The 26,187-nt window shown below is 66.7% G+C and carries 23 protein-coding genes and 1 pseudogene; 10 read left to right on the top strand and 14 right to left on the bottom strand.

Annotated features, from left to right (window positions below; all coding sequences use genetic code 11):
• Positions 1 to 2: 2 nt before the first annotated feature.
• Together kdpA and kdpF are read right to left on the bottom strand one after the other, a co-directional pair.
• Positions 3 to 1,652 (bottom strand): potassium-transporting ATPase subunit KdpA, encoded by a 1,650-nt coding sequence (gene kdpA / locus ACQ86A_RS19575; protein ID WP_431280496.1) that lies wholly within the window; start codon positions 1,650 to 1,652, stop codon positions 3 to 5.
• Between the two features lie 42 nt (positions 1,653 to 1,694).
• A complete protein-coding gene (kdpF, locus tag ACQ86A_RS19570) occupies positions 1,695 to 1,784 on the bottom strand; it encodes a K(+)-transporting ATPase subunit F (protein ID WP_431278571.1) in 90 nt (29 codons plus the stop codon).
• Between the two features lie 337 nt (positions 1,785 to 2,121).
• Between kdpF and glsA the strand changes: the two genes are divergently transcribed.
• Entirely contained in the window at positions 2,122 to 3,174 is a 1,053-nt protein-coding gene (gene glsA / locus ACQ86A_RS19565; RefSeq protein ID WP_431278570.1) for a glutaminase A, read from the top strand.
• A 91-nt stretch (positions 3,175 to 3,265) separates the two neighbouring features.
• On the opposite strand, the gene ACQ86A_RS19560 is transcribed toward glsA, so the two are convergent.
• The 4 genes from ACQ86A_RS19560 to ACQ86A_RS19545 are packed head-to-tail and all read right to left on the bottom strand — an operon-like array spanning position 3,266 to position 5,584.
• On the bottom strand, positions 3,266 to 4,030 hold the full coding sequence (locus ACQ86A_RS19560) for an ABC transporter permease (protein ID WP_431278569.1): 765 nt from the start codon (positions 4,028 to 4,030) through the stop codon (positions 3,266 to 3,268).
• Between the two features lie 17 nt (positions 4,031 to 4,047).
• Positions 4,048 to 4,866, bottom strand: a complete 819-nt coding sequence (locus ACQ86A_RS19555; RefSeq protein ID WP_431278568.1) for an ABC transporter ATP-binding protein — start codon at positions 4,864 to 4,866, stop codon at positions 4,048 to 4,050.
• Complete coding sequence (locus ACQ86A_RS19550) at positions 4,863 to 5,231, bottom strand: DUF1048 domain-containing protein (RefSeq protein WP_431278567.1); 369 nt, start codon at positions 5,229 to 5,231, stop codon at positions 4,863 to 4,865. The genes ACQ86A_RS19555 and ACQ86A_RS19550 overlap by 4 nt, the downstream gene beginning before the upstream one ends.
• Before the next feature lie 2 nt (positions 5,232 to 5,233).
• The gene (locus tag ACQ86A_RS19545) at positions 5,234 to 5,584 is read right to left on the bottom strand and encodes a PadR family transcriptional regulator (RefSeq protein WP_431278566.1); all 351 of its coding nucleotides are present in this window, start codon (positions 5,582 to 5,584) and stop codon (positions 5,234 to 5,236) included.
• A gap of 169 nt (positions 5,585 to 5,753) precedes the next feature.
• Between ACQ86A_RS19545 and ACQ86A_RS19540 the strand changes: the two genes are divergently transcribed.
• On the top strand, positions 5,754 to 7,925 hold the full coding sequence (locus tag ACQ86A_RS19540) for an ATP-dependent Clp protease ATP-binding subunit (RefSeq protein WP_431278565.1): 2,172 nt from the start codon (positions 5,754 to 5,756) through the stop codon (positions 7,923 to 7,925).
• Positions 7,926 to 8,018: 93 nt separating this feature from the next.
• Here ACQ86A_RS19540 and ACQ86A_RS19535 read toward each other — a convergent pair whose 3' ends face one another.
• The 3 genes from ACQ86A_RS19535 to ACQ86A_RS19525 form a co-directional block, all read right to left on the bottom strand.
• The gene (locus ACQ86A_RS19535) at positions 8,019 to 9,677 is read right to left on the bottom strand and encodes a phospholipase C (protein WP_431278564.1); all 1,659 of its coding nucleotides are present in this window, start codon (positions 9,675 to 9,677) and stop codon (positions 8,019 to 8,021) included.
• 65 nt (positions 9,678 to 9,742) lie between these two features.
• A complete protein-coding gene (gene efeB, locus ACQ86A_RS19530; RefSeq protein WP_431278563.1) occupies positions 9,743 to 11,011 on the bottom strand; it encodes an iron uptake transporter deferrochelatase/peroxidase subunit in 1,269 nt (422 codons plus the stop codon).
• On the bottom strand, positions 11,008 to 12,216 hold the full coding sequence (locus ACQ86A_RS19525) for an imelysin family protein (protein WP_431278562.1): 1,209 nt from the start codon (positions 12,214 to 12,216) through the stop codon (positions 11,008 to 11,010). Before ACQ86A_RS19525 ends, efeB begins: the two co-directional genes overlap by 4 nt.
• Before the next feature lie 256 nt (positions 12,217 to 12,472).
• Here ACQ86A_RS19525 and ACQ86A_RS19520 point away from each other — a divergent pair.
• Positions 12,473 to 13,521, top strand: a pseudogene (locus tag ACQ86A_RS19520) (zinc-dependent alcohol dehydrogenase family protein).
• A gap of 93 nt (positions 13,522 to 13,614) precedes the next feature.
• On the opposite strand, the gene ACQ86A_RS19515 reads toward ACQ86A_RS19520, so the two are convergent.
• On the bottom strand, positions 13,615 to 14,205 hold the full coding sequence (locus ACQ86A_RS19515; protein WP_431278561.1) for a nitroreductase family protein: 591 nt from the start codon (positions 14,203 to 14,205) through the stop codon (positions 13,615 to 13,617).
• Positions 14,206 to 14,780: 575 nt separating this feature from the next.
• Between ACQ86A_RS19515 and ACQ86A_RS19510 the strand changes: the two genes are divergently transcribed.
• The 4 genes from ACQ86A_RS19510 (at position 14,781) to galU (ending at position 20,277) form a co-directional block, all read left to right on the top strand.
• On the top strand, positions 14,781 to 15,752 hold the full coding sequence (locus tag ACQ86A_RS19510; RefSeq protein WP_431278560.1) for a glycosyltransferase family 2 protein: 972 nt from the start codon (positions 14,781 to 14,783) through the stop codon (positions 15,750 to 15,752).
• Positions 15,753 to 16,316: 564 nt separating this feature from the next.
• A complete protein-coding gene (locus ACQ86A_RS19505; protein WP_431278559.1) occupies positions 16,317 to 17,753 on the top strand; it encodes a glycoside hydrolase family 26 protein in 1,437 nt (478 codons plus the stop codon).
• Between the two features lie 12 nt (positions 17,754 to 17,765).
• Positions 17,766 to 19,160 carry a UDP-glucose dehydrogenase family protein gene (locus ACQ86A_RS19500; protein ID WP_431278558.1) on the top strand — a complete coding sequence of 465 codons (1,395 nt, stop codon included), beginning with the start codon at positions 17,766 to 17,768 and terminating at the stop codon, positions 19,158 to 19,160.
• Positions 19,161 to 19,248: 88 nt separating this feature from the next.
• Positions 19,249 to 20,277: a UTP--glucose-1-phosphate uridylyltransferase GalU gene (gene galU, locus ACQ86A_RS19495; protein ID WP_431280495.1), complete on the top strand. Its 1,029-nt coding sequence runs from the start codon at positions 19,249 to 19,251 to the stop codon at positions 20,275 to 20,277.
• 69 nt (positions 20,278 to 20,346) lie between these two features.
• Here the strand turns inward: galU and ACQ86A_RS19490 are convergent, their stop codons facing one another.
• The 4 genes from ACQ86A_RS19490 to ACQ86A_RS19475 form a co-directional block, all read right to left on the bottom strand.
• Positions 20,347 to 20,643, bottom strand: a complete 297-nt coding sequence (locus ACQ86A_RS19490; RefSeq protein ID WP_431278557.1) for a hypothetical protein — start codon at positions 20,641 to 20,643, stop codon at positions 20,347 to 20,349.
• A 280-nt stretch (positions 20,644 to 20,923) separates the two neighbouring features.
• Positions 20,924 to 21,994: a threonine aldolase family protein gene (locus ACQ86A_RS19485; protein WP_431278556.1), complete on the bottom strand. Its 1,071-nt coding sequence runs from the start codon at positions 21,992 to 21,994 to the stop codon at positions 20,924 to 20,926.
• A complete protein-coding gene (locus ACQ86A_RS19480) occupies positions 21,991 to 22,668 on the bottom strand; it encodes an SDR family NAD(P)-dependent oxidoreductase (protein ID WP_431280494.1) in 678 nt (225 codons plus the stop codon). Before ACQ86A_RS19480 ends, ACQ86A_RS19485 begins: the two co-directional genes overlap by 4 nt.
• Positions 22,669 to 22,799: 131 nt before the next feature.
• Positions 22,800 to 24,245 (bottom strand): DUF6421 family protein, encoded by a 1,446-nt coding sequence (locus ACQ86A_RS19475; protein WP_431278555.1) that lies wholly within the window; start codon positions 24,243 to 24,245, stop codon positions 22,800 to 22,802.
• Between the two features lie 224 nt (positions 24,246 to 24,469).
• Here ACQ86A_RS19475 and ACQ86A_RS19470 point away from each other — a divergent pair, with 224 nt between their 5' ends.
• The 3 genes from ACQ86A_RS19470 to ACQ86A_RS19460 are packed head-to-tail and all read left to right on the top strand — an operon-like array spanning position 24,470 to position 26,172.
• Positions 24,470 to 25,213: a DNA alkylation repair protein gene (locus ACQ86A_RS19470; protein WP_431278554.1), complete on the top strand. Its 744-nt coding sequence runs from the start codon at positions 24,470 to 24,472 to the stop codon at positions 25,211 to 25,213.
• Between the two features lie 60 nt (positions 25,214 to 25,273).
• Positions 25,274 to 25,813, top strand: a complete 540-nt coding sequence (locus ACQ86A_RS19465) for an SDR family NAD(P)-dependent oxidoreductase (protein ID WP_431278553.1) — start codon at positions 25,274 to 25,276, stop codon at positions 25,811 to 25,813.
• Positions 25,810 to 26,172, top strand: a complete 363-nt coding sequence (locus ACQ86A_RS19460; RefSeq protein ID WP_431278552.1) for an SDR family NAD(P)-dependent oxidoreductase — start codon at positions 25,810 to 25,812, stop codon at positions 26,170 to 26,172. The genes ACQ86A_RS19465 and ACQ86A_RS19460 overlap by 4 nt, the downstream gene beginning before the upstream one ends.
• Positions 26,173 to 26,187: the final 15 nt, after the last annotated feature.

Here is a 26,187-nt window from a genome sequence, read left to right as displayed (position 1 = left end):
GGTCAGTTCAGCCCTTCCGCCAGGGGACCCAGCGCGAGAACGGGGAAATAGGTGAGTGCGGCGACGATGACGACGGTTCCGACGACCAGCGTCACGAACAGCGGCTTGTGCGTCGGCAGCGTTCCGGCTGTCGCGGGAACCTTCTCCTGCGCGGCGAGCGATCCGGCGAGAGCGAGCACGAACACGATCGGCAGGAACCTGCCGAGGAACATCGCTGTGCCCAGTGCGGCGTTCAGCCAGGGTGTGTTCGCCGTGAGCCCCGCGAAGGCCGAGCCGTTGTTGTTCGCGGCCGAGGTGAACGCGTAGAGCACTTCGGAGAAGCCGTGCTGCCCCGGGTTCCAGATCGAGACCTTCTCGATGTTGTCCCGAATGGCCGGGATCGCGAAGCTGAGCCCGGTGCCGAGAAGCACCAGCGATGGGGTGATCAGGATGTACAGGCTCGCGAGTTTGATCTCTCGCGCCCCGAGCTTCTTGCCGATGTACTCCGGAGTGCGTCCGACCATGAGGCCGGCCAGGAAGACGGCGATGATCGCGATCGTCAGGATGCCGTACAGGCCCGCCCCGATACCGCCGGGGGCGACCTCGCCGGTCATCATGTTGAGCATCGTCATCATCCCGCCGAGGGGCGTGAAGCTGTCGTGCATCGAGTCGACCGCCCCCGTCGAGGTGAGCGTGCTCGTCGTTCCGAAGAACGTGGATCCGATGATCCCGAACCGGTCTTCTTTGCCCTCCAAGGCTCCGCCGGCTGCTTGGGTGGCTGTCCCGCCGCCCTGGAACTCGAACAGCGTGAGCGCGACGAGTGACACGATGAAGATCGTGGCCATGGCGCCGAGAATCGCGTATCCCTGCCGCTTGTCGCCCACCATCTTGCCGAAGGTGCGCGGGAGCGAGAACGGGATCAACAGCATGAGGAAGATCTCGATCAGGTTGGTCCACGCCGCCGGGTTCTCGAACGGATGCGCCGAGTTGACGTTGTAGAAGCCGCCGCCGTTGTTGCCGAGGAGCTTGATGGCCTCCTGCGATGCGACCGGTCCGCCCGGGATGGTGACCGTGCCGCCGGTGAGCGACGTGACGTGCGTGAATCCGTTGAAGTTCTGCACAGCCCCGCCGATGATCAGGATGAGCGCGAAGACCGCGGCGAGCGGCAACAGGATGCGCAGGGTCGCGCGGGTCACATCCACCCACATGTTGCCGATCGTGCCCGACCGGTGCGCCGCGAATCCGCGGACCAGGGCGATCGCGACCGCGATGCCGACGGCCGCCGACAGGAAGTTCTGCACGGCGAGCCCCGCGATCTGCACGGTGTAGCCCAGGGTGACCTCGGGCGAGTACGACTGCCAGTTGGTGTTGGTCACGAACGAGATGGCCGTGTTGAACGAGAGGCCCTCGGGAACGGCCGGTAGCCCGAGCGAGTACGGAAGCACAGCTTGCGCACGCTGGAGCCCATAGACGAGGAGCACCCCGATGACCGAGAAGGCGAGCACGCTCCGCAGGTACACGGGCCAGCTCTGCCCGGCGCTCGAGTCGACGCCGATCAGCCGGTAGAAGCCGCGCTCGATCTTGAGGTCTTTCTTCGAGAGGAAGGTCGCGGCCATGTAGTCGCCGAGCGGACGGTAGGAGAGCCCGAGCATCAGCACGAGCGTGGCGAGCATCGCCACGAAGAGCCAGGCTGTCGTCCCCAAGCTTTCAGGCATCTAGAACTTCTCCGGCTTCAGCAGGGCGTACACGAGGTACGCGAGGGAGGCGACGGCGAGAACCGCCGCCAGGAGATCGAAGAAGATCACAGCTTCTCCACCCCTCGGCCGACCAGGGCGACGATCGCGCCGAGCGCGAGGATGCCCAGCACACAAACAATGTCCAACAACGGAATATCTCCATCCGGGTATGCGGAGCACCGTTCCCGATGCTCCGGCCGGGGCGGCACCCTGCCAGAACCCCGGGACTCATCCAATGCCCGGTGGGCGCGTCGACAGCGGGTCCTAACGCAATCCATGCGGGTGGGCGGCGAAACCCTAACGGTTTCCATCCGGCGCCCGCCCGCCCCGCTCTTGAGGGGCGGCTCTTTACGTGGGAGTCGGGGAGGCCCATGCTTGGCTCAGGCCGAGCGGTCTGGAGGACCAGATGGCACAGACGGATCTGCGAACGAACATCCCCGACTTCGCCACGGGGTCGCTGGCCGGTGACGGCCCGGCACCCGCATCCCGGGAAGCGATCTCGACGGGCTCCCTTCCCGGGCCCGAGCGCGTCAAGCAGGCGCTCGGGGATGCGTACCGCCGGTACCGCGACCTCGACGAGGGCAAGGTGGCCGACTACATCCCGTCACTGGCTCGGGTCGACCCCTCGCTCTTCGGGCTGAGCGTGTGCAGCGTTGAGGGCTTGACGGCGAGCGTCGGCGACGTGACGCACGAGTTCTCGATCCAGTCGATCTCGAAGGTCTTCGTGTTCGCGCTGGTCTGCCAGGAGCTCGGACATCTCGCGGTGTCCCGTCGTGTCGGCGTCAACAACACCGGTCTGCCGTTCAACTCGGTCATGGCCATCGAGTTGGCCGACGGTCAACCCAGGAATCCCCTGGTGAACGCTGGCGCGATCACGACGACCAGCTTGGTTCCCGGTTCGACTCCGGATGCGAAGTGGGCGTTCATCAAGGACGGCCTGTCGCGCTTCGCCGGCCGCCCTCTCGACATCGACGAGGAGGTGTACGCGTCGGAGGCCGCGACGAATCAGCGCAACATGGCGATCGCGCGCCTGCTCCAGAGCTACGGGAGGCTGGACACCGATCCGATCGAGACCACCGATGTCTACACGAAGCAATGCTCGTTGCTGTTGTCGACAGAGGACCTTGCGGTCATGGCGGCGACGCTGGCAGACGGCGGCGTGAATCCGGTGACCCATCAGAAGGTGGTCGACCCGTCGGTCTGTCGCGACACGCTCGCGGTGATGGCCGCATCCGGACTCTACGAGTTCTCGGGCGACTGGCTGTTCGAGGTCGGGATGCCCGGCAAGAGCGGGGTCTCGGGCGGCATCATCACCGTCGCACCCGGCAAAGGCGGGCTCGCGACGTTCTCGCCCCCGCTCGATCCTGCGGGTAACAGCGTTCGCGGGCAACGCGCCGCCCGCTACGTCGCCCACGCGATCGGGCTCGACCTCTTCGCGTCCAAGCCGATCGACGCCTGAGCCCGCACTCGCAACGACGACACCGCCCGCCTCCCCGGTGGGGGAAGGCGGGCGGCGTCATCTGCGTGCTGTCGGCCGGGGCGCGGTCGACTCAGCTGATCTTGCGTCGGTAGATCGCGATCGCGAACCCGTAGGCCACGATCAGGATGCCGACGAGCCAGGCGAGGGCGATCCAGATGTCCCCGCCGACCGGCTCCTGCGCGAACAGGGCCCGGATGGTGTTGACGATCGAGGTCACCGGCTGGTTCTCCGCGAACCACGCGACCGGGGCGGGCATCGAGTCGGTCGGCACGAACGCCGAGCTGATGAACGGGAGGAAGATCAGCGGGTAGCTGAACGCGCTCGCGCCGTCGACCGTCTTCGCCGAGAGCCCCGCGATCACGGCTATCCAGGTCAGAGCGAGGGTGAAGAGGATCAGGATGCCGATGACCGCGAGCCAGGCGCCGACGGATGCTCCGGTGCGGAACCCGAGGATGAACGCGACGCCGATCACGATAGCGATCGAGACCAGGTTCGCGGCCAGCGAGGTGAGAACGTGCGCCCAGAGCACGCTCGACCGTGAGATCGGCATGGACTGGAAGCGTTCGAAGATGCCTCCCTGGAGGTCGAGGAACAGGCGGTACGCGGTGTACGCGATGCCCGACGCGATCGTGATCAGCAGGATCCCGGGGAGCATGTAGTTGACGTACGACTCGCTCGATCCGGTGTTGATCGCGCCGCCGAGCACGTAAACGAAGAGCAGCATCAGCGCGATCGGAGTGACCGCGGTGGTGATGATGGTGTCTGGACTGCGGACGATGTGGCGCAGCGAGCGGCCGGTGAGGACGCCGGTGTCGCCGAGAACGTTGGTGGTCATCGGACTTTCCCTTCTGGCTAGTTGCGCGCCGTCGGCGCGGTCGTGGATGTGTCGGACTCGGCGGTCTCGGATTCGTTCTCGCCGGTGTCGCCGACGAGAGCGAGGAAGACGTCCTCGAGCGAAGGCTGCTTCTCCACGTACTCGACCGTGGCGGCCGGGAGGAGCTGCTTGAGTTCGCTGAGGGTGCCGTTCTGGATGATCGTGCCCTTGTGCAGGATCGCGATGCGGTCGGCGAGCTGTTCGGCCTCGTCGAGGTACTGCGTCGTCAGAAGCACCGTCGTGCCCTGGCCGGCGAGCTGCTTGACGGTCTGCCAGACGTCGATGCGGGCCTGCGGGTCGAGACCGGTCGTCGGCTCGTCGAGGAAGATGACCGGCGGGTTGCCGATCAGGCTCATCGCGATGTCGAGCCGGCGGCGCATGCCGCCCGAGTACGTGGCCGCCTTGCGGCCGCCCGCCTCGGTCAGCGAGAAGCGGGTGAGCAGCTCGTCCGCGATTCCGCCGGGGTTCTTCAGGTGACGCAGCTTGGCGACCAGGATGAGGTTCTCACGACCCGTGAGCACCTCATCCACCGCCGCGAACTGGCCGGTCAGGCTGATCGACTCGCGCACGTCGCCGGGCTTGGTGGCCACGTCGAAGCCGTGCACTGTCGCGGTGCCGTCGTCGGCCTTGAGCAGGGTCGACAGGATGCGCACGAGCGTCGTCTTGCCGGCGCCGTTCGAGCCGAGCAGGGCGAAGATGCTCCCCGCCTTGACGTCGAAGTCGACGCCTTTCAACACGTCCACATCCTTGAAGGACTTCCGGATGCCCTGCACCCGGATCGCTGGTTCGGTGCTCATTTCTTTCCCCCACGTTCTGCGTCGTCGATCGCCTTCGTCAGGCGAGCGCGTTCCTTGTCGATCCATTTCTGGCCGTTGTATGCCTCGGCGAACGTCTCGGCGAACTCCACCGGGTCTTCGCCGACGATGTCGCGCACCGGTGTCCCGTCGGCGGCGGCGCGCTCCCACAGGTCGGCCAGGTCGCCGAACATCGTGATCAGAGTGTCGCCGTCGGTGATGCCGCCGTAGTACATGAAGTAGCGGTGCATCGCCTTCGCCGCGGTTCCGTAAGGCTCGGGAAGGGCATCGATGCGGGCTTTGTCCTGCTTGTACTGCTTCTTCTGCTCGAGGGAGCCGGTCAGGCTCTCGATCCACTTTGCTGCCATGATTACTGCCCTTCTTCCTGCGGGTTGTCGGTGTGGTGGTGGAGCTGTTCGATCCGCTCTGCGAGAAAGCTCCAGGAGACCCAGAACTCTTCGAGGTACTCGGCGCCCTGCGCGTTGATCGAGTAGACCTTGCGCGGCGGCCCCTTCTCGGACGGGACTTTCGTCACGTCGACGAGGCCGCGCTGCTCGACCCTGATCAGGAGCGCGTAGACGGTTCCTTCGACGATGTCGGAGAAGCCCTGCTCCCGCAGTCGCGCCGTGATCTCGTATCCGTACGCCGGCTGTCCGGCCAGTGTGGCGAGGACGATGCCTTCGAGAGTGCCCTTGAGCATCTCGGTCATCTGCTTGGCCATGGAACCCTCCCTTCAACTACTCAGTGATGCTGACTACCAGTAGATAGTAACACTGAATAGTGCTCGCGCAAGAGGAGATTTCAGCAAGTTGATAAAGACCGGAATAGGGGATGCGCTCGAAAGTTGAGCCTAGTAGACTCAACTTTGCCGATGCGACGAAAGGAGCCCGATGGCGAACATGCAGGGAGCGCCCTCAACTCAGGAAGAGCAGAAGAGCGCGCTCGAACAGTACGGCGTGAACCTCACCGAGATCGCGAAGAGCGGCAAGCTCGACCCCGTGATCGGTCGTGACGCCGAGATCCGCCGCGTCAGCCAGGTGCTGACGCGACGCACCAAGAACAACCCCGTGCTCATCGGCGAGCCCGGCGTCGGTAAGACCGCCGTGGTCGAGGGACTCGCCCAGCGCATCGTCGCGGGCGACGTGGCCGACTCGCTCAAGGGCAAGCAGCTCGTGGCGCTCGACCTCTCCGCCCTCGTGGCCGGGGCCATGTACCGCGGCCAGTTCGAGGAGCGGCTGAAGGCCGTGCTGAAGGAGATCAATGACGCCGACGGGCAGATCATCACCTTCGTTGATGAGTTGCACATCCTGATGGGGGCGGGCGGCGGCGAAGGCTCGGTTGCGGCGTCGAACATGCTGAAGCCGATGCTGGCTCGCGGCGAACTGCGCCTGATCGGCGCCACCACCCTCAACGAGTACCGCGAGTTCATCGAGAAGGATGCGGCCCTCGAGCGACGCTTCCAGCAGGTGTACGTGGGCGAGCCCAGTGTCGAAGACACGGTGGCGATCCTCCGCGGACTGAAGGGCCGGTACGAGGCGCACCACGGGGTCACGATCGAGGACTCGGCTCTGGTCGCAGCCGCATCCCTCTCCAACCGCTACATCACCGCACGGCAGCTTCCCGACAAGGCGATCGACCTCATCGACGAGGCCGCCAGCCGGCTCAAGATGGAGATCGACTCCGCGCCGGTGGAGATCGACACGCTGCAGCGCGTGGTCGAGCGGATGAAGCTCGAGGAGTTCGCGCTGAAGAAGGAGAAGGACGACGCCAGCAAGGACAGGCTGGCCGAACTCCAGACGCGCCTGCGTGAGAGCGAGGGCAAGCTCGAGGAGCTGCAGGAGCGCTGGCGGCTCGAGAAGGCATCCCTCAACCGGGTGGGCGAACTGCGCTCGCAGCTCGAAGAGGCGAAGACCAAGCGCGATATGTCCCTGCGTGACGGACGCTACCAGGAGGCCTCGAAGATCGAGTACGAGACCATTCCGGCGATCGAGCGGGAGCTGGCGGAGGCCGAGCAGGCCGAGCAGCACCCCGATAAGCCGCGCATGGTCAACGAGCAGGTGACCAGTGACGACATCGCGTCGGTCGTGGCAGCGTGGACGGGCATCCCTGTCGACCGGCTGACCCAGGGCGAGACCGAGAAGCTGCTGCACCTCGAGTCGGAGCTCGGGCGTCGCCTCATCGGGCAGAAGCCCGCGGTGAGGGCGGTGGCGGATGCGGTCCGCCGCACCCGTGCCGGAATCTCCGACCCCGATCGCCCCACCGGTTCGTTCCTGTTCCTCGGGCCGACCGGTGTCGGAAAGACCGAACTCGCGAAGGCGCTCGCCGCGTTCCTGTTCGACGACGAGAAGGCGATGGTCCGCATCGACATGAGCGAGTACGGGGAGAAATTCTCCGTCTCGCGGCTCGTGGGTGCGCCTCCCGGATACGTCGGCTACGAGCAGGGCGGTCAGCTGACCGAGGCCGTGCGGCGACGCCCGTACTCCGTGATCCTGCTCGACGAGGTCGAGAAGGCGCATCCCGAGGTCTTCGACGTGCTGTTGCAGGTGCTCGACGACGGTCGGCTCACCGACGGACAGGGTCGCACGGTCGACTTCCGCAACGCGATCCTCATCCTGACCTCCAACCTGGGCAGTCAGTTCCTCGTCGACCCGACCCTGAGCCGGGAAGAGAAGGAGCAGGCCGTGCAGCAGATGGTGCGCGAGGCCTTCAAGCCCGAGTTCGTGAACCGGCTCGACGACATCGTCGTGTTCGAGACGCTCGACCAGGAGGAGCTCGGCGAGATCGTCGAACTCAACATCGATCGTCTCATGCGGCGGCTGCAGTCGCGTCGTCTCGAGCTCGCGGTGACTCCGGATGCGCGGCGCTGGCTCGCCGAGCGCGGCTACGACCCGATCTACGGGGCGCGCCCACTGCGGCGGCTGATGCAGCACGAGATCGACGACCGGCTCGCGACGGAGCTGCTCGCGGGCGAGATCCGGGACGGCGACCTGGTGCGGGTCGACATCGCGCCCGACGGAAACGCCCTCACGGTCGCCCCCGTGCGCGAAGACCCCGAGCCGTAGGCGCCGCCCACACCAACGAGGGGTCGCAACACGCCGTCTCGCCGGAGCCCGGCACGGCGTGTTGCGACCCCTCATCTAGTTATGGCGTGGTGACTACGGGTTGGTCGACCAGCCGCCGCGCGGCGGGACGGGCCAGTGCGGGTGTGTCGGCACGACCGCCGTCACCGCGCCGGTCGTCGGCGAGAGGAGCACCTCCCGCTGCTGCGGCCGGAACCAGTTGAACATCCCGCCGAGCGACCCAGAGCGCTGGTCGAACGAGGCGTCGCCGATCCGGCCGGTCAGCCAGTTGGTCTCGATGAAGCGCAGGATCGACGCCTGGTCGGTCTGCGTGTGATCGATGTGGTTCTGCGCGGCGTACGGCGAGATCACGAGCAGCGGCAGGCGCTGGCTCGGCCCGCAGCGGTCGGCGTAGCCGCCGGCCGCCTTGCTCACTGTCGTGCAGACCGTGGAGTCGACCGCGGCGTCGTTCGACCCGTTCGTCACCTTGGGGGCGACGTGGTCGTACCAGCCGTCGGAGTCGTCGTACGAGACGACGATCGCGGTGCTCGACCACGAACTCGACTTCTGGATGGCGTTGATCTCGTTGACGAGGAACTTCTGCTCGTCCAGCGGGTCGGAGTACGACGCGTGACCGTCCTGCGCTTCGGGCGCCTTCAGGAACGACACCGCGGGCAGGTTGTTGTGCTGCAGCGCCGCGTCGAACGATGTCAGGTCGTACTGGTGGTTCGCCTGATCCGTGTGACCGATGGCCGATTCCGAGCTCGGTGCCAGGTGGTGCGGGTTCGACGTCGACTTGTAGTACTGGAACGGCGAGTGATGGGGCGAGTAGTCCTTGGATGCAGCGCCCGAGACGTTGGGGGTCGTCGCGTCGCACTTGGCGTAGTCGCCCGCCTTGCCGTCCCATGCGGTGGTCGGCGTGAAGCCGCCCTGGAACCAGCCCCAGGTGACCTTGCGCTTGTTGAGCAGGTCGCCGACGTTCTGGCCCGACATCCCCACGACGGCCGAGGTGGAGACGTGATCGTTGTCGGAGCAGTCGTCGTATGCCGGGTCGGGGTCGCCGATCACGGTGCCGATGCCCTTGGCGTTCGGGGAGGAGACAGCGGTGGATGCGGGGAGCACGGCACCGGTCTTCGGGTCGAACGCTGTGCCGCCGTGGGTCTGACCCGAGATGAGGTTGAGCGCGCCGGGCGTCGAGGGACCGAACGTCGTGTCCCAGCTGTTGTCGCTCATCGCATAGTTCTGCGCATAGTTCCACATGCCGGTGACGGTGTTGCCGTCGTAGTAGTCCATCGCCAGTCCGGGCGCACCGAACTGGCCGGTGCAGGTGTCGGTGGAGGTCTTCTGAACGAAGAGGTCCATCTTGCCGTTGTCGACCGCCTGCTGCTCGGCCGCGTAGCCGTGGTTCTGATCGCAGGTGACGGCCTGAGCGGGGGTGAGTCGCTTCGGCAGGTAGAGGTTGGGGTTCTTGGTGAGCGTTCCCGAGGTGACGAGGTTGTTCGCCTTCGGGGTGTTCGCCGCGGCCTTGAAGGGAGTGCCGTCGATGTTGGCCGCCGACGGGTACGTGCCGAAGTAGTGGTCGAACGAGATGTTCTCGTCGAAGATGACGACGAGGTGCTTGATCGGTGTCAAGGTGGCCGACGAGTGGTCGGGACTGGCGATCGCCGGTGAGCCGGCGAGTATCCCTGCGCCGACCAGTGCGGTCGCGCCCACCACGGCGAGACCGGCGGTGCGCAGGCGGAACTTGGTGAACACTGGTTCCTCTTCCTTCTGGGTGTTGCTCTTGGTTTCGGCGCGGATGCGTCGAGCCGGTCGACCGGTCAGGCGAGCATCGTGCGCCCGAGCCAGTCAGAACTGTCGCGCGCACCCGGCAGCGCGAAGAAGTACCCGCCGCCGAACGGCGAGATGTAGTCGACCAGCGGCTCGTCGGCAAGCCGCTTCTGCACGGTCACGAACTGGCGTTCGAGGTCCTGGTTGAATGCGGTGAAGATGAGGCCCATGTCGAGGTTGCCGTTCGCATCCAACCCCGCGTCGTAGTTGTATGCCCGGCGCAGCATGCGTTGCTTCGCAGTGTCCGGCGTGCGCGGATTGGCGAGCCGGATGTGCGCATCCATCTGAATGACGTCGCCGGTCGGGTCGAGCTCGTAGTGCGGATCGTCCAGCTCGTGCGAGGCGGTCAGCGGCGCTCCGCTGTCCCGGCGGCGGCCGATCATGTTCTCCTGCTCGTGCAGGTTCACCCGGTCCCAGAACTCGACGAGCATCCGGATGAGCCGCACCACGTGATAGCTCCCGCCGCCGACCCAGCCGGGCTCAGCTCCGCCGGCCTTCGCCCAGACGAGCTCGCTCATCGCCTTCGCATCCGTCACGGGGGGATTGGCGCTCCCGTCCTTGAAGCCCATCAGATTGCGCGGGGTTCCGGATGGGCGGGGCGGCGACACGAAGCCGTCCTGACGCCAGCGCACCTGCATCCCGCCGCGGGTCGCGCGTGCGATCTCGCGAACGGCGTGGGTCACCGAGTCCTGGTCGTTCGCGCACACTTGCAGCAGCAGGTCGCCGTCGCAGACCTCCCGCCGCAGCGCGTCGTTGGGGAAGTCCTCCATCGTGCGCAGCAGTCCGGGTTTGGCCGACGCGAGCCCGAAGCGGTCGTCGAACAGGGATGCGCCCACCGAGAGTGTCACGGTGAGCCCGTCCGGCACGATGGTCGTACCGAGGATCCCCGAGTCCCGCGGTGGTGCGGTGAGGCCGGGGTCGGGTGGCGTGCCGCCGGTGGTCGCGAAGCGGGCGCGATCGGTGATCGTGCGGAGCAGATCCGCAAGCTCGGTCCGCGTGGCCGTGGTGACGTCGAGCGCGACGAACGCGGCGGCGCGCTGGGCCGGGGTGAGGATGCCCTGCTGGTGCGCGCCGTGGAACGGATACGCGGCGCCAGCGCCAGCCGACGCTGACGCGTGGGCAGCCGTCGAGCCGCCCATCCCGAGCCCCGCCGCGGCAGCCCCCGCCGCAACGCCGGCCGCGACCCCTGCCCCGAGTGCCGTGCCGACGAATCCGCGTCGCCCGATTCCGGTAGCGACCGAGCCAGTACCCTCGCTCATGCTTCCCTCCGGATATCGCAGATCGCCGCCACTGGCGCGAGCAGTTCGACCGTCGCGTCCAGCGCGGCATCGAGCCGTTCCCGATCGCTGCGACTCAGTTGCGCGAGCGGTAGCCAGCCGCCGTCGGCCGTCCTGAACGACTCGACCAGCGTCTTCGCGGCGGCCAGGCTCGCGGTCGTCGCCCCGAGGTCGTCGTAGCGCGACGTCAGGATGCCCGCCAGCGGCAGCAACGCCTGCCCGGCTCCCGTGAGGTTCGCGTCGATCGTCGCGAGTTCGGTCCCCGATCCCGCATCCGTCGCCCCGGTCAGTTCGAACTGGATCGCGTTCTCCACGATCTCGTGGGCTCGCAGCCCGATGTCCTGCGGGTCGATCTCGGCATCGGAGAACGCGGCACCGAGCTGGTCGACCGCGGTGCTGAGAGGAACAATCGACGCCGAGATGTCGGCGGCCGACGCTCCCGACCAGAGCTCCGCCTCCACCCGGTGGAAGCCGGTGAGGTCGGGGTCGGTCGTCGCCGTGAGGCCCGGAGCGGGCGTCCCGTTGATCGCCGTGTCGAGGTCGCCGAAGGCGCCGTACGCGGCACCGAGGGTCTCGTACGTCTCGTGGGCGGTCAACCAATCGCAGCGTGCCGCCGCTAAGTCGCCCTCCGCAGCGTCGTCGCCGAGCGTCGCAACCTGCTGACGGAGCACAGGGATGCGCGACCCGACCCAGTCCCCGTAGGCCTTCGCAGCCGGGATCAGGTCGTTCCGCGTCACCGGAACGATGCCAGGCGTGAGCTGCGCCGTCGGCGGAGCGGCCCCCACCGTCACGGTCGGACCGCGCACCGCATCCGCATCGGCGGGCAGGCACACGAACCGGTACCGTCCCGATCCGAGCGTCACACGCGCCTTCGCATGCGCGCCCGTGCCGAGCCCCTCCAGGTCGAGGTAGACCTTGCCGCTGGTCACGGCCTGCAGGTACACCTCGATGCCGGCGATCGTCCCGTTGGTCACGGTGAAGCTCTGTTCGCCGCCCGGGACGTGCGCGTGGCTCGGGCTTCCCCAGCCTGCGCCGCACGCATCCTGTCCGGCCGAGATGGCGTAGGTTCCCGGATGCGCGGCCGCGCTCACAACGCCCGGTCGCGTCGCGACCGTCAGCACCACTCCGATCGCGATGATCGCACCCAGCACCGCGAAGAACGCGGCGAACCGGGAGCGCTTCGACATGTCGCGGTGCCTCCTCGGCGAGCAGGGAAGGGGGATGGGATAGACGCCGGGGTCACCGGCATGAGCGATGCTACGAGCGCACAGCCCGCTCAGAGGGGGCCTTCACCGTCTGTTCACTCCGGCGATACCGGTGGTGCCCCGAACGGGGGTGATGTCTGTACGGGTTCTCAGAAGAGGCGACGCGTCACGGACGTGTCGACCGGTCGGGCGCCGATCGACAGAGCGGCGGGATGCGGGTCGAGCGTAGGCTCGGAGCATGCTTGCAACAGTCATCTACGGCGAACGGGACATCCGCGTCGACGAGGTCCCCGAACCAGTTCTCTCCACCGGAGGCGACGCCATCGTGCGCGTCGTCGCATCCTGCGTCTGCGGGTCCGACCTCTGGCCTTACCGGGGCGTCACGCCCACGAACCACCCGCACCGCATCGGCCACGAGTTCGTCGGGGTCGTCGAGGAGGTCGGGCCCGACGTGCAGAAGATCGTGCCGGGCGACTTCGTGATCGCCCCGTTCTACGACTGCGACATGACCTGCGTGAACTGCCTCAACGGTGTCAGCACCTCGTGCCTGAACGGCGGATGGTGGGGGTCCAAGGATCGGCTCGGCGGGTTCGCCGACGGAGGCCAGGGCCAGAAGGTGCGCGTGCCGCACGCGGATGGATCGCTCGTCGCGACCCCAGAGTATCCGCGTGAGGAGCTCATCCCGGGTCTACTGACTCTGGCGGATGTGATGGGAACCGGCCACCACGCAGCGGCCTCCGCCGGCGTCACCGAGGGCAGCACGGTCGTGGTCGTCGGCGACGGGGCGGTCGGCCTCTGCGCTGTGCTCGCCGCCTCGCGGCTCGGAGCATCCCGGATCATCGCGATGTCCCGCCACGAGACCCGCCAGGAGCTCGCCCGCGCTTTCGGCGCCACCGACATCGTCGCCGAACGCGGCGACGAGGGCGTCGCGGTGGTCAAGGGCCTGCTCGGCGGCATCGGCGCCGACTGCGTGCTCGAGGCCGTCGGCACCAAGGAGTCGATGGATCAGGCGATCCGCTCGGCACGCCCCGGCGGCATGGTCGGCTACGTCGGCGTGCCGAACGGCGGTCCGGAACTGCCGGTGCGCCCCTCTTCAACGACAACATCGGCGTCAACGGCGGTGTAGCGCCCGTGCGCAACTACATCGAGGAGCTGCTGCCGGATGTTTGGTCCGGCGCCATCGACCCGGGTCGCGTCTTCGACCTCGAGCTTCCGCTCAGCGAGGCGGCCGAGGCGTACGCCGCCATGGACGAGCGCCGCGCCATCAAGGTGCTTCTCCGCCCCTAGCCCTCCCCGTTAACCGCCGAGTCGCGGCATATCGACCTTCCCCAACCTCGGGAGCGTCGATATGCCGCGACTCGGCAGTTAAGGCGGGTGCCGCTAGGCGTTGACGACGAGCAGGTCGTCGAGCGAGTTGCGGGTGCGCGGGGCGAGCTCGCGCTCGCGCAGGGCCTCGGGCAGCGCATCCGGGTCGCCCAGAGTTCCGAGCGCCGTGACCGACACGGGGAGCAGGCGCTCTTCGATGTCGAACGCATCCCGCAGGCCGTTGACGTCGAAACCGCCCATCTGGTGCACGTGCAGCCCGTCGTGGTGCGCCTGCACGCTGAGGTGCGCGACGGCCTGTCCCAGGTCGTACTTTGCCCAGCGGCGCTCGTTGCCGTCGGGGTCGACCATCTCGGCGAGGGCCACGATGAGCACGCTCGCAGATCCTGCCCACGCCTTGTTGAAGCCCATCAGGTTCTCTTCGATGGCCCGGAACGCCGCGCTTCCGCGGCGGGCGACGATGAAGCGCCAGGGCTGCGTGTTGCTCGCCGACGGCGACCAGCGGGCGGCCTCGAGCGCGGCGGTGAGCTTCTCCTCGTCGACGGATGCGGTGGCGTCGAAGGCACGCGGGCTCCAGCGCTCGGCAAGCGCGGGCAAAAGGCGCGCGGTGGTGTCGGCGGCGCGATCGGACAGTTCGGCGATGGTCATCGGTACTCCAGATAGTGGGGGAAACAGGATGCGGCATCATCGCCAATGCATGTAAACGCATGCACAAACCAGGGTATTCCGGCGACCCTGACCGTTCGCTCTGACACCGCTTCCCGTGCACGTCAAGAGGTCCGCGTCGAACCGTCTGGTGAACCTTTTGTTTCCGTCATGTAAATTCTTCGCCCCCTTTCGCGGGCCGAATCGGGCAGGGAGACCCCTGGTTCTACTCCCCGGATCGGGGTACAAGGGCCGGGGGACGAGCGAGGAGCGCGAGAGTGTGCTTCGTATCCGGAGTCGGTATCCGTTTGCGATGCTGATCGGCCATTTACGATCCCCCCGAAAGAGGGTGTGTCCGCCAATGTGCCGACAGCGTCACCGTGTCCGCATGTCGGCGGACAGTGTTCGCGATGCGAATGTGCCGGCGTTCTCTCCACGGCGGTGTTTCGGGCTCTTTTCGGGCGTTCTCGCCTACTTGCGCCCCCGTTGGAGGGGCGGATAGAAACAAGACCTACCCGAATCTGATCATCGTCCTCAGCGCCGCGGATGCCGCCCCGTCGATCACGAAAGGTCTCCTCGTGTTCATCTTCATCCTGCAAATCAGGCACATGCTCGAAGGCCATCCCGAGCTCTATCTCTTCGCCGTCTACTCCGCTTTCATCTGGATCATCTGGATCATCAAGGTCGTCGTCTCGAGGCGTTATCGCGCATACACCGAAGACTTCGACATCTCGACGAGCGTCGTCGTCCCGGTGGTCGACGAACCACTCGACCTGTTCCGGGATGTGCTCGGCCGCATGGTCGAGCAGCGACCGGGCGAGATCATCGTCGTGATCAACGGCGCACCGAACCCCGACCTGGTCGAGGTGTGCGAGGAGTTCGCGCCGCTCGTGCGCTGGGTTCACACCCCGATCCCCGGCAAGCGGAACGCGGTCATGATCGGCACGCGGATGTCGACGGGCGACATCACCGTGCTGGTGGACTCCGACACCGTGTGGATGCCGAACGCGTTGAGCGAGCTGGTGAAGCCGTTCAAGGATGAGCGCGTCGGCGGAGTCACGACCAAGCAGCGCATCCTGGAGCCGGAGCGCAGCTGGATCACACGCTGGGCCGACTGGCTCGAGAACTCGCGTGCCCTGTACTCGATGCCTGCGCAGTCTGTCGTCGGACAGATCGGCTGCCTCCCCGGGCGCACGATCGCCTTCCGTCGGTCGATCCTGATGCGCGTCATGGACAAGTTCATGACAGAGCGGTTCTTGGGCGTCTTCCTCGAGGTCTCCGACGACCGCACGCTCACGAACCTCACACTCAAAGAGGGTTACCGCACGGTCTACCAGCACACCTCGCTGGTCTACACGGATGCGCCGCTCAAGGTGAAGAAGCTGTTCAAGCAGCAGCTGCGGTGGGCGCGCGGGTCGCAGTACAACACGCTGCGCATGCTGCCCTGGATGCTTGGCCACGCCCCCTGCTGGCGTTCTTCTTCATCAGCGACATCCTGCTGCCGTTCATCCTCGCCGGTGTCATCGGCGGCTGGATCTACCGCGGCATAACGGGCCAGGGCTACAACCTGTACGAGGGCTTTCTCAAGACCTACGGCCTGCAGGCGGGCATCCTGACTGTCATCGGGCTGATGGTCATCTCCTCGGTCATCAGCATGGCCATCCGGCAGATCCGCCACCTCTCCGAGAAGCCGAGCGACTTCTTCCGGCTCCCCGTGTTCATCATCGTGTCCACGTTCTTCCTGATGCCGATCCGCCTCCTCGGATTCTTCCGCATGGCCCACGCCAGCGGATGGGGAACCCGCTCGGGTGCATACTCCGGCGGACCGAGCGAGATCACCTCCGACAGCGAGATCGACCAGATCGAGGCGGCGGATGCCGCACTGGCGCCCTCGTCGATGTCGGGTCCCGTACTCCCCGACGCCGTCGGCGGAGTCTCCACCGCCACCGCCCTCGCAACGCGTGCAGAAGTCCGCAGAGCGCAGGCGGCGGCACCCCTGGCCGCTCCCGCCGCGAAGACCGAGTCGAAGCGCGCGGAGCGCCGCCGGCTCAACCCCTATGCAGCCATCCCTTACCTGATCGGTATCGCGATCCTGACCGTGGAGGTCTTCTTCCTTGTCTGAATTCACGTCCAACTGGTGGGCCCAGAGCAAATCGCGCTCGCAGGCCACCACCGCAGCGTTCTTGGTTCTCGCTCTCGTGCTCGGCGGCATCTCGTACTTCATCTGGTCCTCGCCGAGCAGTCCGGTGCGTGGCGTGGTGAACGCGGCCGTCGAGGCGGTCAACCCGCTCTCGGGTGAGAACACCGTGCTCAAGAAGAACCTCACGACCGCGCACAAGACCATCAGCACCCAGCAGGGCAAGATCACCGCATTGCAGCAGAAAGTAGTCGCCTCCCAGGCGTCGACGGCCAAGCAGCTCGCCGAAGCCCAGCAACGTGCCATGACCGCCGAGAACGCGCTGGCCCAGGCCAAGGCGCAGCTCGCCGGGGCATCGGGCACGAAGGCGCACGCCGCATCCGGAACCAAGTCGGGCTCCGGCGGAGGGACTGCCGCGGCCCCGATCACCGCGCCGTCGAAGGCTCAGCTCGTGCAACCGGCGACCCGCTACTTCGGGATGTACACCGACCAGGCGCCGTTCAACTGGGCGACCTTCGACGCGACCAGCGCGAAGATCGGCGTGCAGCCCAACGTCGTCGGCTACTTCAGCGGCTGGGATGAGACCTTCCGGGCCAACGCGGTGACCCGCGCCTGGCAGGCGGGTCGGATGCCCATGATGACCTGGGAGTCCCGCCCGATCGACGCCGGCAACGACACGAACGTCGCGCCGGACTACTCCCTGTCGAAGATCATCAGCGGATCGTTCGACGCCTACCTGCACCAGTACGCGAAGGACATCGTCTCGACGGGTCTTCCGCTCGCGATCCGTCTCGACCACGAGATGAACGGCGTCTGGTACCCGTGGGCCGAGAACGACGGTCAGGGCAAGTCGATCAACGGCAACAGCTCGGGCGAGTACGTGCAGATGTGGCGTCACGTCCACGACATCTTCCAGGCGGAAGGCGCCAACAACCTGGTGATGTGGGTCTGGTCGCCGAACATCGTCAACAACCTGCCCGCATCCCACCAGGCCGACGGATACCTGAACGCCCTCTACCCCGGCGACGCATACGTGGACTGGGTCGGGCTCTCCGGATACCTGCGACCGCCTTACAAGTCGGACAACGACTTCTCGTTCAACTACACCTTCAAGCCGAGCCTGGACAAGCTGCGGTCGATCACCTCGAAACCGATCATGCTGTCCGAGATCGGCGCCTCGGAGACGGACGGTCACAAACCGGCCTGGATCAACTCGTTCTTCACGGCCCTAGGAAAACCCGAGAACGACGACATCATCGGCTTCTCGTGGTTCAACCTCGCGGTCACCAGCTACGTCGAGGGCGTCCGCGCCACGAACGACTGGCGCATCGATTCCCGGGCCGACTCGCTCTCGGCATTCATCACCGGGCTCACCAAACCCGAAGACAAATTCACGCTCACCCCAGCGAAGTAAGGACTGATCATCATGAAGAAGACCGTCACGGACGCTCCGGCGCCCCGCATCAGCGTCATCGGCACCGGCTACCTCGGAGCCACCCACGCGGCCGCCATGGCCGAGCTCGGTTTCGACGTCATCGGCGTCGACACCGACCCCCGCAAGGTCGAGGAGCTCAGCGAAGGACGCGTGCCGTTCTTCGAGCCCGGGCTCCCCGAACTCATCAAGAAGCACGTCGCATCCGGTCGCCTCCGCTTCACCAGCGACATCGCCGAGGCGACCGCGGTCTCGGATGTGCACTTCATCTGCGTCGGCACGCCCCAGCAGTCGGGGAGCTTCGCCGCCAACCTCAGCTACGTCGAGACGGCCGCCCGCTCGATCGCGGCCAACCTCACCCACGACGGGCTGATCGTCGGCAAGTCGACCGTGCCCGTCGGAACCGGCTCGCGTCTCCGCGCCATCGTGGCCGACGCCGCTCCGGCCGGAGTGCACGCCGAGGTCGTCTGGAACCCGGAGTTCCTCCGCGAGGGCAAGGCCGTGGAGGACACGCTCACGCCCGACCGCCTCGTCTTCGGTGGCACGACCGCGCGTTCCGAGGCGATCCTGCGCCAGGTGTACGCGCAGCCGATCGCATCCGGAACCCCCGTGCTCGTCGCCGACCTGCCGACGGCCGAGCTGGTCAAGGTGAGCGCCAACGCGTTCCTCGCCACGAAGATCTCGTTCATCAACGCCATCGCCGAGATCTGCGACGTCGTCGGCGCCGATGTCTCCCTGCTGGCGGATGCGCTCGGTCACGACAAGCGCATCGGCCGCCAGTTCCTGAACGCGGGGCTCGGCTTCGGCGGCGGATGCCTGCCCAAGGACATCCGTGCCCTCATGCACCGCTCGGGAGAGCTGGGCGCGCACTCCGCGGTCGGACTGCTGCAGCAGGTCGATGAGATCAACATGGGTCGCCGGCAGCGGGTCATCGACCTCGCGCTCAAGGCGGTCGGCGGATCGGTGCTCAACCGTCGCATCGGCGTTCTCGGTGCTGCGTTCAAGCCGCACACCGACGACGTTCGCGACTCTCCTGCGCTCAACGTCGCCGCCGCTCTGCACCTCCGCGGCGCTCAGGTGGTCGTCTACGACCCCCAGGCGAACGCGACGGCTCAGCGGATGTTCCCGACCCTCGGGTACGCCGACTCGATCGACGAGGCGGTCGCCGGCGCGGACGTCACGATCGTGCTCACGGAGTGGCAGGAGTTCATCGACATCGACCCGATCGCCCTCGGGGACGTCGTCGGCCACAAGACGGTGATCGACGCCCGCAACTGCCTCCCCTCGACCGAGTGGAGCAAGGCAGGCTGGACCGTCCACTCGATGGGGCGCGTCCCGGAGGTGGCAGCGCTCGCCGACGACCTCGCCGAGCTCGCGCCGCTTCGCTGAGCCGCGCATCCCGCGGCCTCGAACCGAATCGTTCGCCGTTCGCCCCTCGCTTTTCGCACTTCTTCGCACCGTCCACCGACAGGAGAACATCGTGACCCATTACGTGACCAAGGCCGTCATCCCGGCAGCCGGGCTCGGAACCCGCTTCCTCCCGGCCACCAAAGCCATGCCCAAAGAGATGCTGCCGGTGGTCGACAAGCCGGCCATCCAGTACGTCGTCGAAGAGGCGGTGAATGCGGGTCTGCACGATGTGCTGCTCGTGACCGGCCGCAACAAGAACGCGCTCGAGAACCACTTCGACCGCGCGACCGAACTCGAGGACACCCTCGCCCGCAAGGGTGACACCGACCGGCTCGAGAAGGTCAACCACTCGACCGGGCTGGCCGACATGCACTACGTGCGTCAGGGTGACCCGAAGGGGCTCGGCCATGCCGTGCTCCGCGCCAAGATGCACATCGGGCACGAGCCGTTCGCGGTGCTGCTCGGCGACGACATCATCGATGCTCGGGATGAGCTGCTCACCCGCATGCTCGACGTGCAGCGTGAGCGCAACACCACGGTCGTGGCACTCCTCGAGGTGGACCCGAGCCAGATCCACCTCTACGGCGCAGCGGCAGTGATCGAGACGGACGAGGACGATGTCGTGCGCATCACGGGTCTGGTCGAGAAGCCGGACCGCGACAGCGCGCCCTCGAACTACGCCGTGATCGGCCGCTACGTGCTGCGCCCCGAGATCTTCGACATCCTGGAGAAGACCGAGCCGGGCAAGGGTGGCGAGATCCAGCTGACGGATGCGCTTCAGGGGCTTGCGGCGGCGCCCGACTGGACCGGTGGGGTGCACGGCGTGATCTTCACCGGCCGCCGCTACGACACAGGTGACCGGCTCGACTACATCAAGGCGATCGTGCAGCTGGCGTCCGACCGTCCCGACCTGGGTCCGGACCTCGTGCCGTGGCTGCGCGAGTTCGTCGGATCGTCGGCGCCCGAGTCGGCGCTGGATGCTGCCGAGTCGGGTTCGATCGTCGAGCCGGTGCCGACCGTCGCGACGGTGAGCACTGCGAACTCGCGTAAGTCGAAGGTGGACAAGGAGCTGGTTCCGGCGGGTCCGACGGACTGAGGCGTTCGGCCGGGCTGGCCGGTCTGGCCGGTCTGGCTGATCCCTGGATGCGGCTCGGGCTCGGGGTGCTTACTCCTCGAGTCCGAGTCGCTTCAGCGTGTGCTTTTCGGAGTGGCCGTCATCCGTCTCGATCTCGTCGACCGCGATCGGGATGCCGGGGCCGACCGCGAGCCAGACGAATCCGTCGCGGTGCACGAGCGGAACCAGGTCGGTCGTCCCGTCCTTCAGGAGTGTGCGCACCCGCTTGAGTAGCGCATACCCTTCGGTCGGCCGCGTCACGTACGTCTTGCGACGGTAGTGGACCACGTGCGCGACCGTTTTCGCGCTCAGGCCCTTGATCTGGGATTCGTTCAGCGTCTCGGTCATTCTCGGGTCCTCTCGTCGCCGGTGTGCCCGGCGCAGAACGACGGTACGCTCGACGGCCGTCGAGTCAAGGCTGCGCGCGAGACGCTGGCCCGTTAAACCACGATGCCGGGCTCATGAACCCTAGGGAGGTTCACGTGCCCGGCATGCGTTTCGGGGTTATCGGTAAAGGATTATTCGGGTTCCTTTGCCGACTCCTGAACTCTACCCGAGAAATGCCTTTTGTGGGTCAAAATGAGGACACGATTTGTACCCCAGTCTGAGTGCCAGGATTCAGAGCGTTTCAGGCGTCCAATTCCTGGATGAGAGCGGCCACGAAGGCGTCGATATCGTGCTCGGTCGTGTCGAACGAGCACATCCAGCGCACCTCGTTGTTGGCCGCATCCCAGTCGTAGAACCGGAAGTGCTCGCGCAGCCGATCGGCGACCCCGGCCGGCAGCGTGGCGAACACGCCGTTGGACTGGGTCTCCTGGCTGAACCCGACACCGCGGATGCTGCCGTCGGCGATCCCCGCCTCGAGCGCCGAGCGCAGCCGGTCGGCCATCGCGTTCGCGTGGGTGGCGGAGCGGAGCCACAGGTCATCGGTCAGCAGCGCGATCAGCTGAGCGGAGATGAACCGCATCTTGGAGGCGAGCTGCATGTTCAGCTTGCGTAGATAGAGCAGTCCTTCTGAGGCCTCGGGGTTGAGCACGACGATGGCCTCGCCGTAGAGCATTCCGTTCTTCGTGCCGCCGAAGCTGAGCACGTCGACCCCGGCGTCGGTGGTGAATGCGCGCAGCGGCACGCCCAGCGAGGCGGCAGCGTTGGCGATGCGGGCGCCGTCCATGTGCAGCTTCATGCCGAGGGAGTGCACGTGGTCGGCGATGGCCTTCACCTCGTCGACGCTGTACGCGGTGCCGAGCTCAGTGGTCTGGGTGATCGACACGACCAGCGGCTGGGCGCGGTGCTCGTCTCCCCAGCCCCAGGCCTCACGGTCGATCAACTCGGGGGTCAGCTTGCCGTCGGGTGTCTCGACGTGGAGCAGCTTGATGCCGGCCACGCGCTCAGGGGCGCCCGCCTCATCGGTGTTGATGTGCGCGGTCTTGGCGCAGACCACCGCGCCCCACCGCGGAATCATCGACTGCAGGCCGACGACGTTCGCTCCGGTGCCGTTGAAGACCGGGAACACCTGGACGCCTTCGCCGAAGTGCTCGGCGAACACCTCGTGCAGTCGTTCGGTGTACACGTCTTCGCCGTAGGAGATCTGGTGGCCCTCGTTGGCGGCCGCGATGGCGTCGAGGATTTCGGGATGCACACCGGCGTAGTTGTCAGAGGCGAAACCGCGGAGATTCAGGTCATGGAGTTGTAGCGTCACCGTTCTATCCTCGCAGGATCGGACGGGGCGTTCTCTCCGCCCGCCGGAGCTGTGAGCAACTCGCGGACGCCGTTGATTGTGGAGGGAGCCTCGCTCCAGAGTGCGACCACGCGAGCAGCAAGCGCGGACTCCAACCCGGACAAGGACTTGACGACGAAGATCGCGGCAGCGGCGTTGGGCGCTTCTTTGCCGAAGCCTTGGGCGATGGCCCTGGTCCACGCATCCGCCGCTGCCTTGGCCGCCGCGTAGTTCGCGCCGCCCGCGTATGGACGTTCGACAGCTGTGGAAGAGACCACGGCGAGACGCCCGGCGGGGGAGGCGACGAGATCGTCGTAGAAGATGCGGGATGTGTTGCGCAGGGTCGCGAACGACCGGTCGAGAAAGTCCCAGTCCTCGTCGGTCTGCCCGGCGATTCCGCCCCCGCCACGCCAGCCGCCGACGAGGTGCACCAGGCCGTCGATGTTCCCGAACTTGAGGTGGATGCGCATGGCGAGCTCGGCGACCGCCGACCGGTCGGCGAGGTCGCACACGCGAGTGTCCACGCCCGGAACCGCCTCGGCGAGGGCGGAGAGCGCCTCCGGCCGAGTGCCGACCGCGAGCACGGTCGCGCCCGCCCCGACGAGCTCGCGCGCGACGGCCTCGCCGCTCGCGCTGGTCGCACCGGCGATCAGCACGGTCTTGCCCGCGAGGGAGCGGGTCGTCTGCCCCGAGTGCTCCTGTTCTGAGTGCTCCTGGTCCGAGTGCGCGTCCGCCGAGTGCGCCGGTCCGGGCGTCGCCGCCCGGACCGGTGCGTCGTTCTCGGTGGTCACTTCGCGTCCGACTCCGCCGTGATGCCGGCCGTCGACTCGATGACGCTTGCCATCTTCTTGTTCAGCGCCTCGTAGAACATCGAGAGCGGGAACTCGTCGTCGAGCACGGCGTCGGTGTAGCCCTTCGGCACACCGGCGAGGATCTCGTCGGGGAGCCCGCGTGCCCAGTTCGACGCCGGGTTCGGCGTGAGCGTCTGGGTCAGCATTTCGTATGCCGCCAGCCAGTGGGCGACCTTCGGGCGGTCGATCGACCGCCAGTACAGGTCGTTGATCTGGTCGCTCAGCGCAACCACGACATCCGGAACGTTCTCCCAGTCGATGGTGAGCTTCGTGTCCGTCCAGTGCAGAACGTCGTGCTGGTGCATCCACGCGAACAGGAGCTGACCGCCCAGTCCGTCGTAGTTGCGCACCCGGCTTCCGGTGATCGCGAACCGGAAGATGCGGTCGAAGATCACCGCGTACTGCACGAGCCGGGCGTGCTCGCGGATGTCGCGCTGCGCATCCGTGAGCTCGGAGTCGGCCAGTGCCGACAGCTCACGCTCCTGCCGGACCGACTCGCGGAACGCGGTCAGGTCGCACCGGAGTTCCTCGAGGGAGTAGAGGAAGAACGGCATGCGCTGCTTGATCATGAACGGGTCGAACGGTAGATCGCCGCGCATGTGGCTGCGGTCGTGGATGAGGTCCCACATCACGAAGGTCTCCTCCGTGAGCTTCTGATCGTCGAGCATCCGTGCGGCGTCGGCCGGCAGTTCGAGCTTCGTGATCTCGGCGGCCGCACGCACGACCCGGCGATAGCGCGCCGCTTCTCGGTCTTGGAAGATCGCGCCCCAGGTGAACGTCGGGATCTCGCGCATGGCGACGGTCTCGGGGAACAGCACCGCGGAGTTGGTGTCGTATCCGGGAGTGAAGTCGACGAATCGCAGCGGAACGAACAGCTTGTTCCCGTAGTCGCCCTGCTCCAGCTCGGAGATGAACTCCGGCCAGATCACCTCGACGAGCACGGCCTCCACCAGCCGATTGGTGCTGCCGTTCTGCGTGTACATCGGGAACACCACGAGGTGGCCGATTCCGTCGATGCGGTGCTGCTGCGGCTGGAACGCTATCAGCGACTCGAGGAAGTCGGGAACACCGAAACCGCCCTCAGCCCAGCGGCGGAAGTCTGAGGCCAGAGCGTCGAGGTACGCCGCGTCGTGCGGGAAGAACGGTGCGAGCTCGGCGACGGCGTCGACGATCGTGGCGACGTTCTGCGCGGCGCCCGCCTTGTCCGACTCCTCGGGAACGGACCCGTCCTTGATCTGCACGGCCTGAAGCTCGACGGCTGCAGCCTTCAACCCGAGCCACGCGGGATGCGCCGCCAGCGAGCGAACGGAACGGACGTCTTCGACGACCTCGGGCTCTCCGACAATTGCATCGTTACGGAACTGGGAAACGAATTGAGACATGACGAACCTCCCGTCGCTGAACGGCCGCGGTTGTGCGGCGACTAGTGGCGGGTGCACGAAGCGCACCCATTTCGAGCCTAACGAGAAGTCTGGAAACTTTTCTTGCCCGCCTGCATGAATTCTTGCGTCAAAGGTTGTGGCACGCGGTAAAGCGTCGCAAATCTGTGGATAAACGCCAAAATTCGTCCTCCTGTGGAGGAGGCAAACGTCAGTAGGCTCGCCGCATGACCACTCCAGCGACCGCCGAAGCGGTCAAGAATGCGCTCGCGGAGATCGCCGACACCGAAGACGCAGAGTTCCTGCAGCGCTTCTTCAAAACCGGTCCCGGGCAGTACGGCGAGGGCGACGTGTTCATCGGCGTGCGCGTTCCTCAGACCCGCGCTGTGGCCAAGCGTTTCGCGAGCCTCGACCTCGAGGGCATCCGGGCACTGCTCGACAGCGAGGTCCACGAGCATCGACTGGCCGGGCTGATCATCTTGAACAGGATGTTCGAACTGGCGAGCAGATCGGCCACCGGGGATCCCGCGCGGACCGAGCACATCGCCGGGTTCTATCTCGACGCCGTGCGGCGTGGTCGCGTGAACAACTGGGATCTCGTGGATTCGTCCGCGGAATTTGTGCTCGGCGAGTACCTGTGGCTGGGCCGACCGCGCGACGTGCTCTTCGAGCTCGCGCGCAGCGACAGCCTGTGGGAGCGCCGGGTGGCTGTGCTGTCGACGTTCGCCTTCATCAAGCACGGCGATGCGTCGACCACGCTGGAGCTGGCCGAACTGCTCCTCGACGATTCGGAAGACCTGATGCACAAGGCGATCGGCTGGATGCTGCGCGAGGTGGGCAAGCGGGTCGACCGGGCAGAGCTCCTGCAATTCCTCGACGCGAATGCGCCCCGGATGCCCCGCACGATGCTCAGCTACGCGACCGAGCACTTGACCCCCGAGCAGCGGGTCGACTACCGGAGCCGCCGATGAGGGGAGAAAGTTCGAACGGGCGAGTGGGCGACGATCAGGGGAGGTTGTCATGATGGTCACATGACGAGAACGGTTCGAGGCGCACGGGTCCTGATCACGGGTGCCGCCTCCGGCATGGGACGGCTCTACGCGGAGCGCGCCGTTCGCGAGGGTGCGCGGGCGGTCGTGCTCTGGGATCGCGATGACGAAGCCCTTCAAACGGTCGTCGCCGAGCTGCGCGGGATCGTGATGGACGAGCGCTCGGCCACGGCCTGGGGTGCGCCGGAGCGATCGCCGAGTTCCGCATCCGGAACCCCGACGACCTCTGTTCTCCCCTACGTTCTCGACCTCAGTGAGCTCGGTGCAATCGCGCAGACCGCTCAGTCGGTGCGAAAAGACATCGGCGGGATCGACATCCTGATCAACAACGCCGGCATCGTGCGCGGCAAATACTTCTGGGAGCACGACAACGGCGAGGACACCCGGCCGACGATGCAGGTCAACGCGCTGGCGCCGATGTACGTGACGCGCGAGTTCCTCCCGGGCATGATCGAGAGCCCCGCGAGGCGCGCGTGGTCAACATCGCCTCGGCGGCGGGAACCGTGGCCAATCCCCGGATGAGCGTCTACGCCGCCTCGAAGTGGGCGGTGATCGGGTGGAGCGACAGCCTTCGCCTCGAGCTGACCCAGCAGGGGTTCGGGCACGTGCGCGTCACGACGGTCGCCCCGAGCTACATTTCGACAGGGATGTTCGAGGGAGCTCGCGGGCCGCTCCTTACCCCGGTGCTCACTCCCGAGCACGTGGTCGACAAGGTCTGGCGCGCCATGCTCGCCGGCCGGCCGATGCTGATGCTGCCCTGGTCCGTCGGCCTCGCGAAGACGCTCAAGGGCATCCTGCCCACCCGGGCTTGGGATGCAATGGCCGGCCGGGTCTTCGGCGTCTACAACTCGATGGACGACTTCACCGGCCGGCAGCCCTGACCTGCTGCGGCGCGC

Source organism: Leifsonia poae, assembly GCF_050632195.1.
In the GTDB taxonomy this organism is placed as follows: Bacteria; Actinomycetota; Actinomycetes; order Actinomycetales; family Microbacteriaceae; genus Leifsonia; species Leifsonia poae_C.
Note: the sequence above shows the minus strand (reverse complement) of the source record. Positions and strands in the feature narration are given on the sequence as shown.

What these genes read in the sequence shown, in the direction of transcription:
- ACQ86A_RS19545 (WP_431278566.1), bottom strand. Translation starts at nt 5,584, where the DNA reads ATGGCCAAGCAGATGACCGAGATGCTCAAGGGCACTCTCGAAGGCATC.
- ACQ86A_RS19475 (WP_431278555.1), bottom strand. Translation starts at nt 24,245, where the DNA reads ATGTCTCAATTCGTTTCCCAGTTCCGTAACGATGCAATTGTCGGAGAG.
- ACQ86A_RS19555 (WP_431278568.1), bottom strand. Translation starts at nt 4,866, where the DNA reads ATGAGCACCGAACCAGCGATCCGGGTGCAGGGCATCCGGAAGTCCTTC.
- glsA (WP_431278570.1), top strand. Translation starts at nt 2,122, where the DNA reads ATGGCACAGACGGATCTGCGAACGAACATCCCCGACTTCGCCACGGGG.
- ACQ86A_RS19560 (WP_431278569.1), bottom strand. Translation starts at nt 4,030, where the DNA reads ATGACCACCAACGTTCTCGGCGACACCGGCGTCCTCACCGGCCGCTCG.
- ACQ86A_RS19500 (WP_431278558.1), top strand. Translation starts at nt 17,766, where the DNA reads ATGAAGAAGACCGTCACGGACGCTCCGGCGCCCCGCATCAGCGTCATC.
- ACQ86A_RS19540 (WP_431278565.1), top strand. Translation starts at nt 5,754, where the DNA reads ATGGCGAACATGCAGGGAGCGCCCTCAACTCAGGAAGAGCAGAAGAGC.
- efeB (WP_431278563.1), bottom strand. Translation starts at nt 11,011, where the DNA reads ATGAGCGAGGGTACTGGCTCGGTCGCTACCGGAATCGGGCGACGCGGA.
- ACQ86A_RS19465 (WP_431278553.1), top strand. Translation starts at nt 25,274, where the DNA reads ATGACGAGAACGGTTCGAGGCGCACGGGTCCTGATCACGGGTGCCGCC.
- ACQ86A_RS19490 (WP_431278557.1), bottom strand. Translation starts at nt 20,643, where the DNA reads ATGACCGAGACGCTGAACGAATCCCAGATCAAGGGCCTGAGCGCGAAA.
- ACQ86A_RS19470 (WP_431278554.1), top strand. Translation starts at nt 24,470, where the DNA reads ATGACCACTCCAGCGACCGCCGAAGCGGTCAAGAATGCGCTCGCGGAG.
- kdpA (WP_431280496.1), bottom strand. Translation starts at nt 1,652, where the DNA reads ATGCTCGCCACGCTCGTGCTGATGCTCGGGCTCTCCTACCGTCCGCTC.
- ACQ86A_RS19525 (WP_431278562.1), bottom strand. Translation starts at nt 12,216, where the DNA reads ATGTCGAAGCGCTCCCGGTTCGCCGCGTTCTTCGCGGTGCTGGGTGCG.
- ACQ86A_RS19460 (WP_431278552.1), top strand. Translation starts at nt 25,810, where the DNA reads ATGAGCGTCTACGCCGCCTCGAAGTGGGCGGTGATCGGGTGGAGCGAC.
- ACQ86A_RS19550 (WP_431278567.1), bottom strand. Translation starts at nt 5,231, where the DNA reads ATGGCAGCAAAGTGGATCGAGAGCCTGACCGGCTCCCTCGAGCAGAAG.
- ACQ86A_RS19515 (WP_431278561.1), bottom strand. Translation starts at nt 14,205, where the DNA reads ATGACCATCGCCGAACTGTCCGATCGCGCCGCCGACACCACCGCGCGC.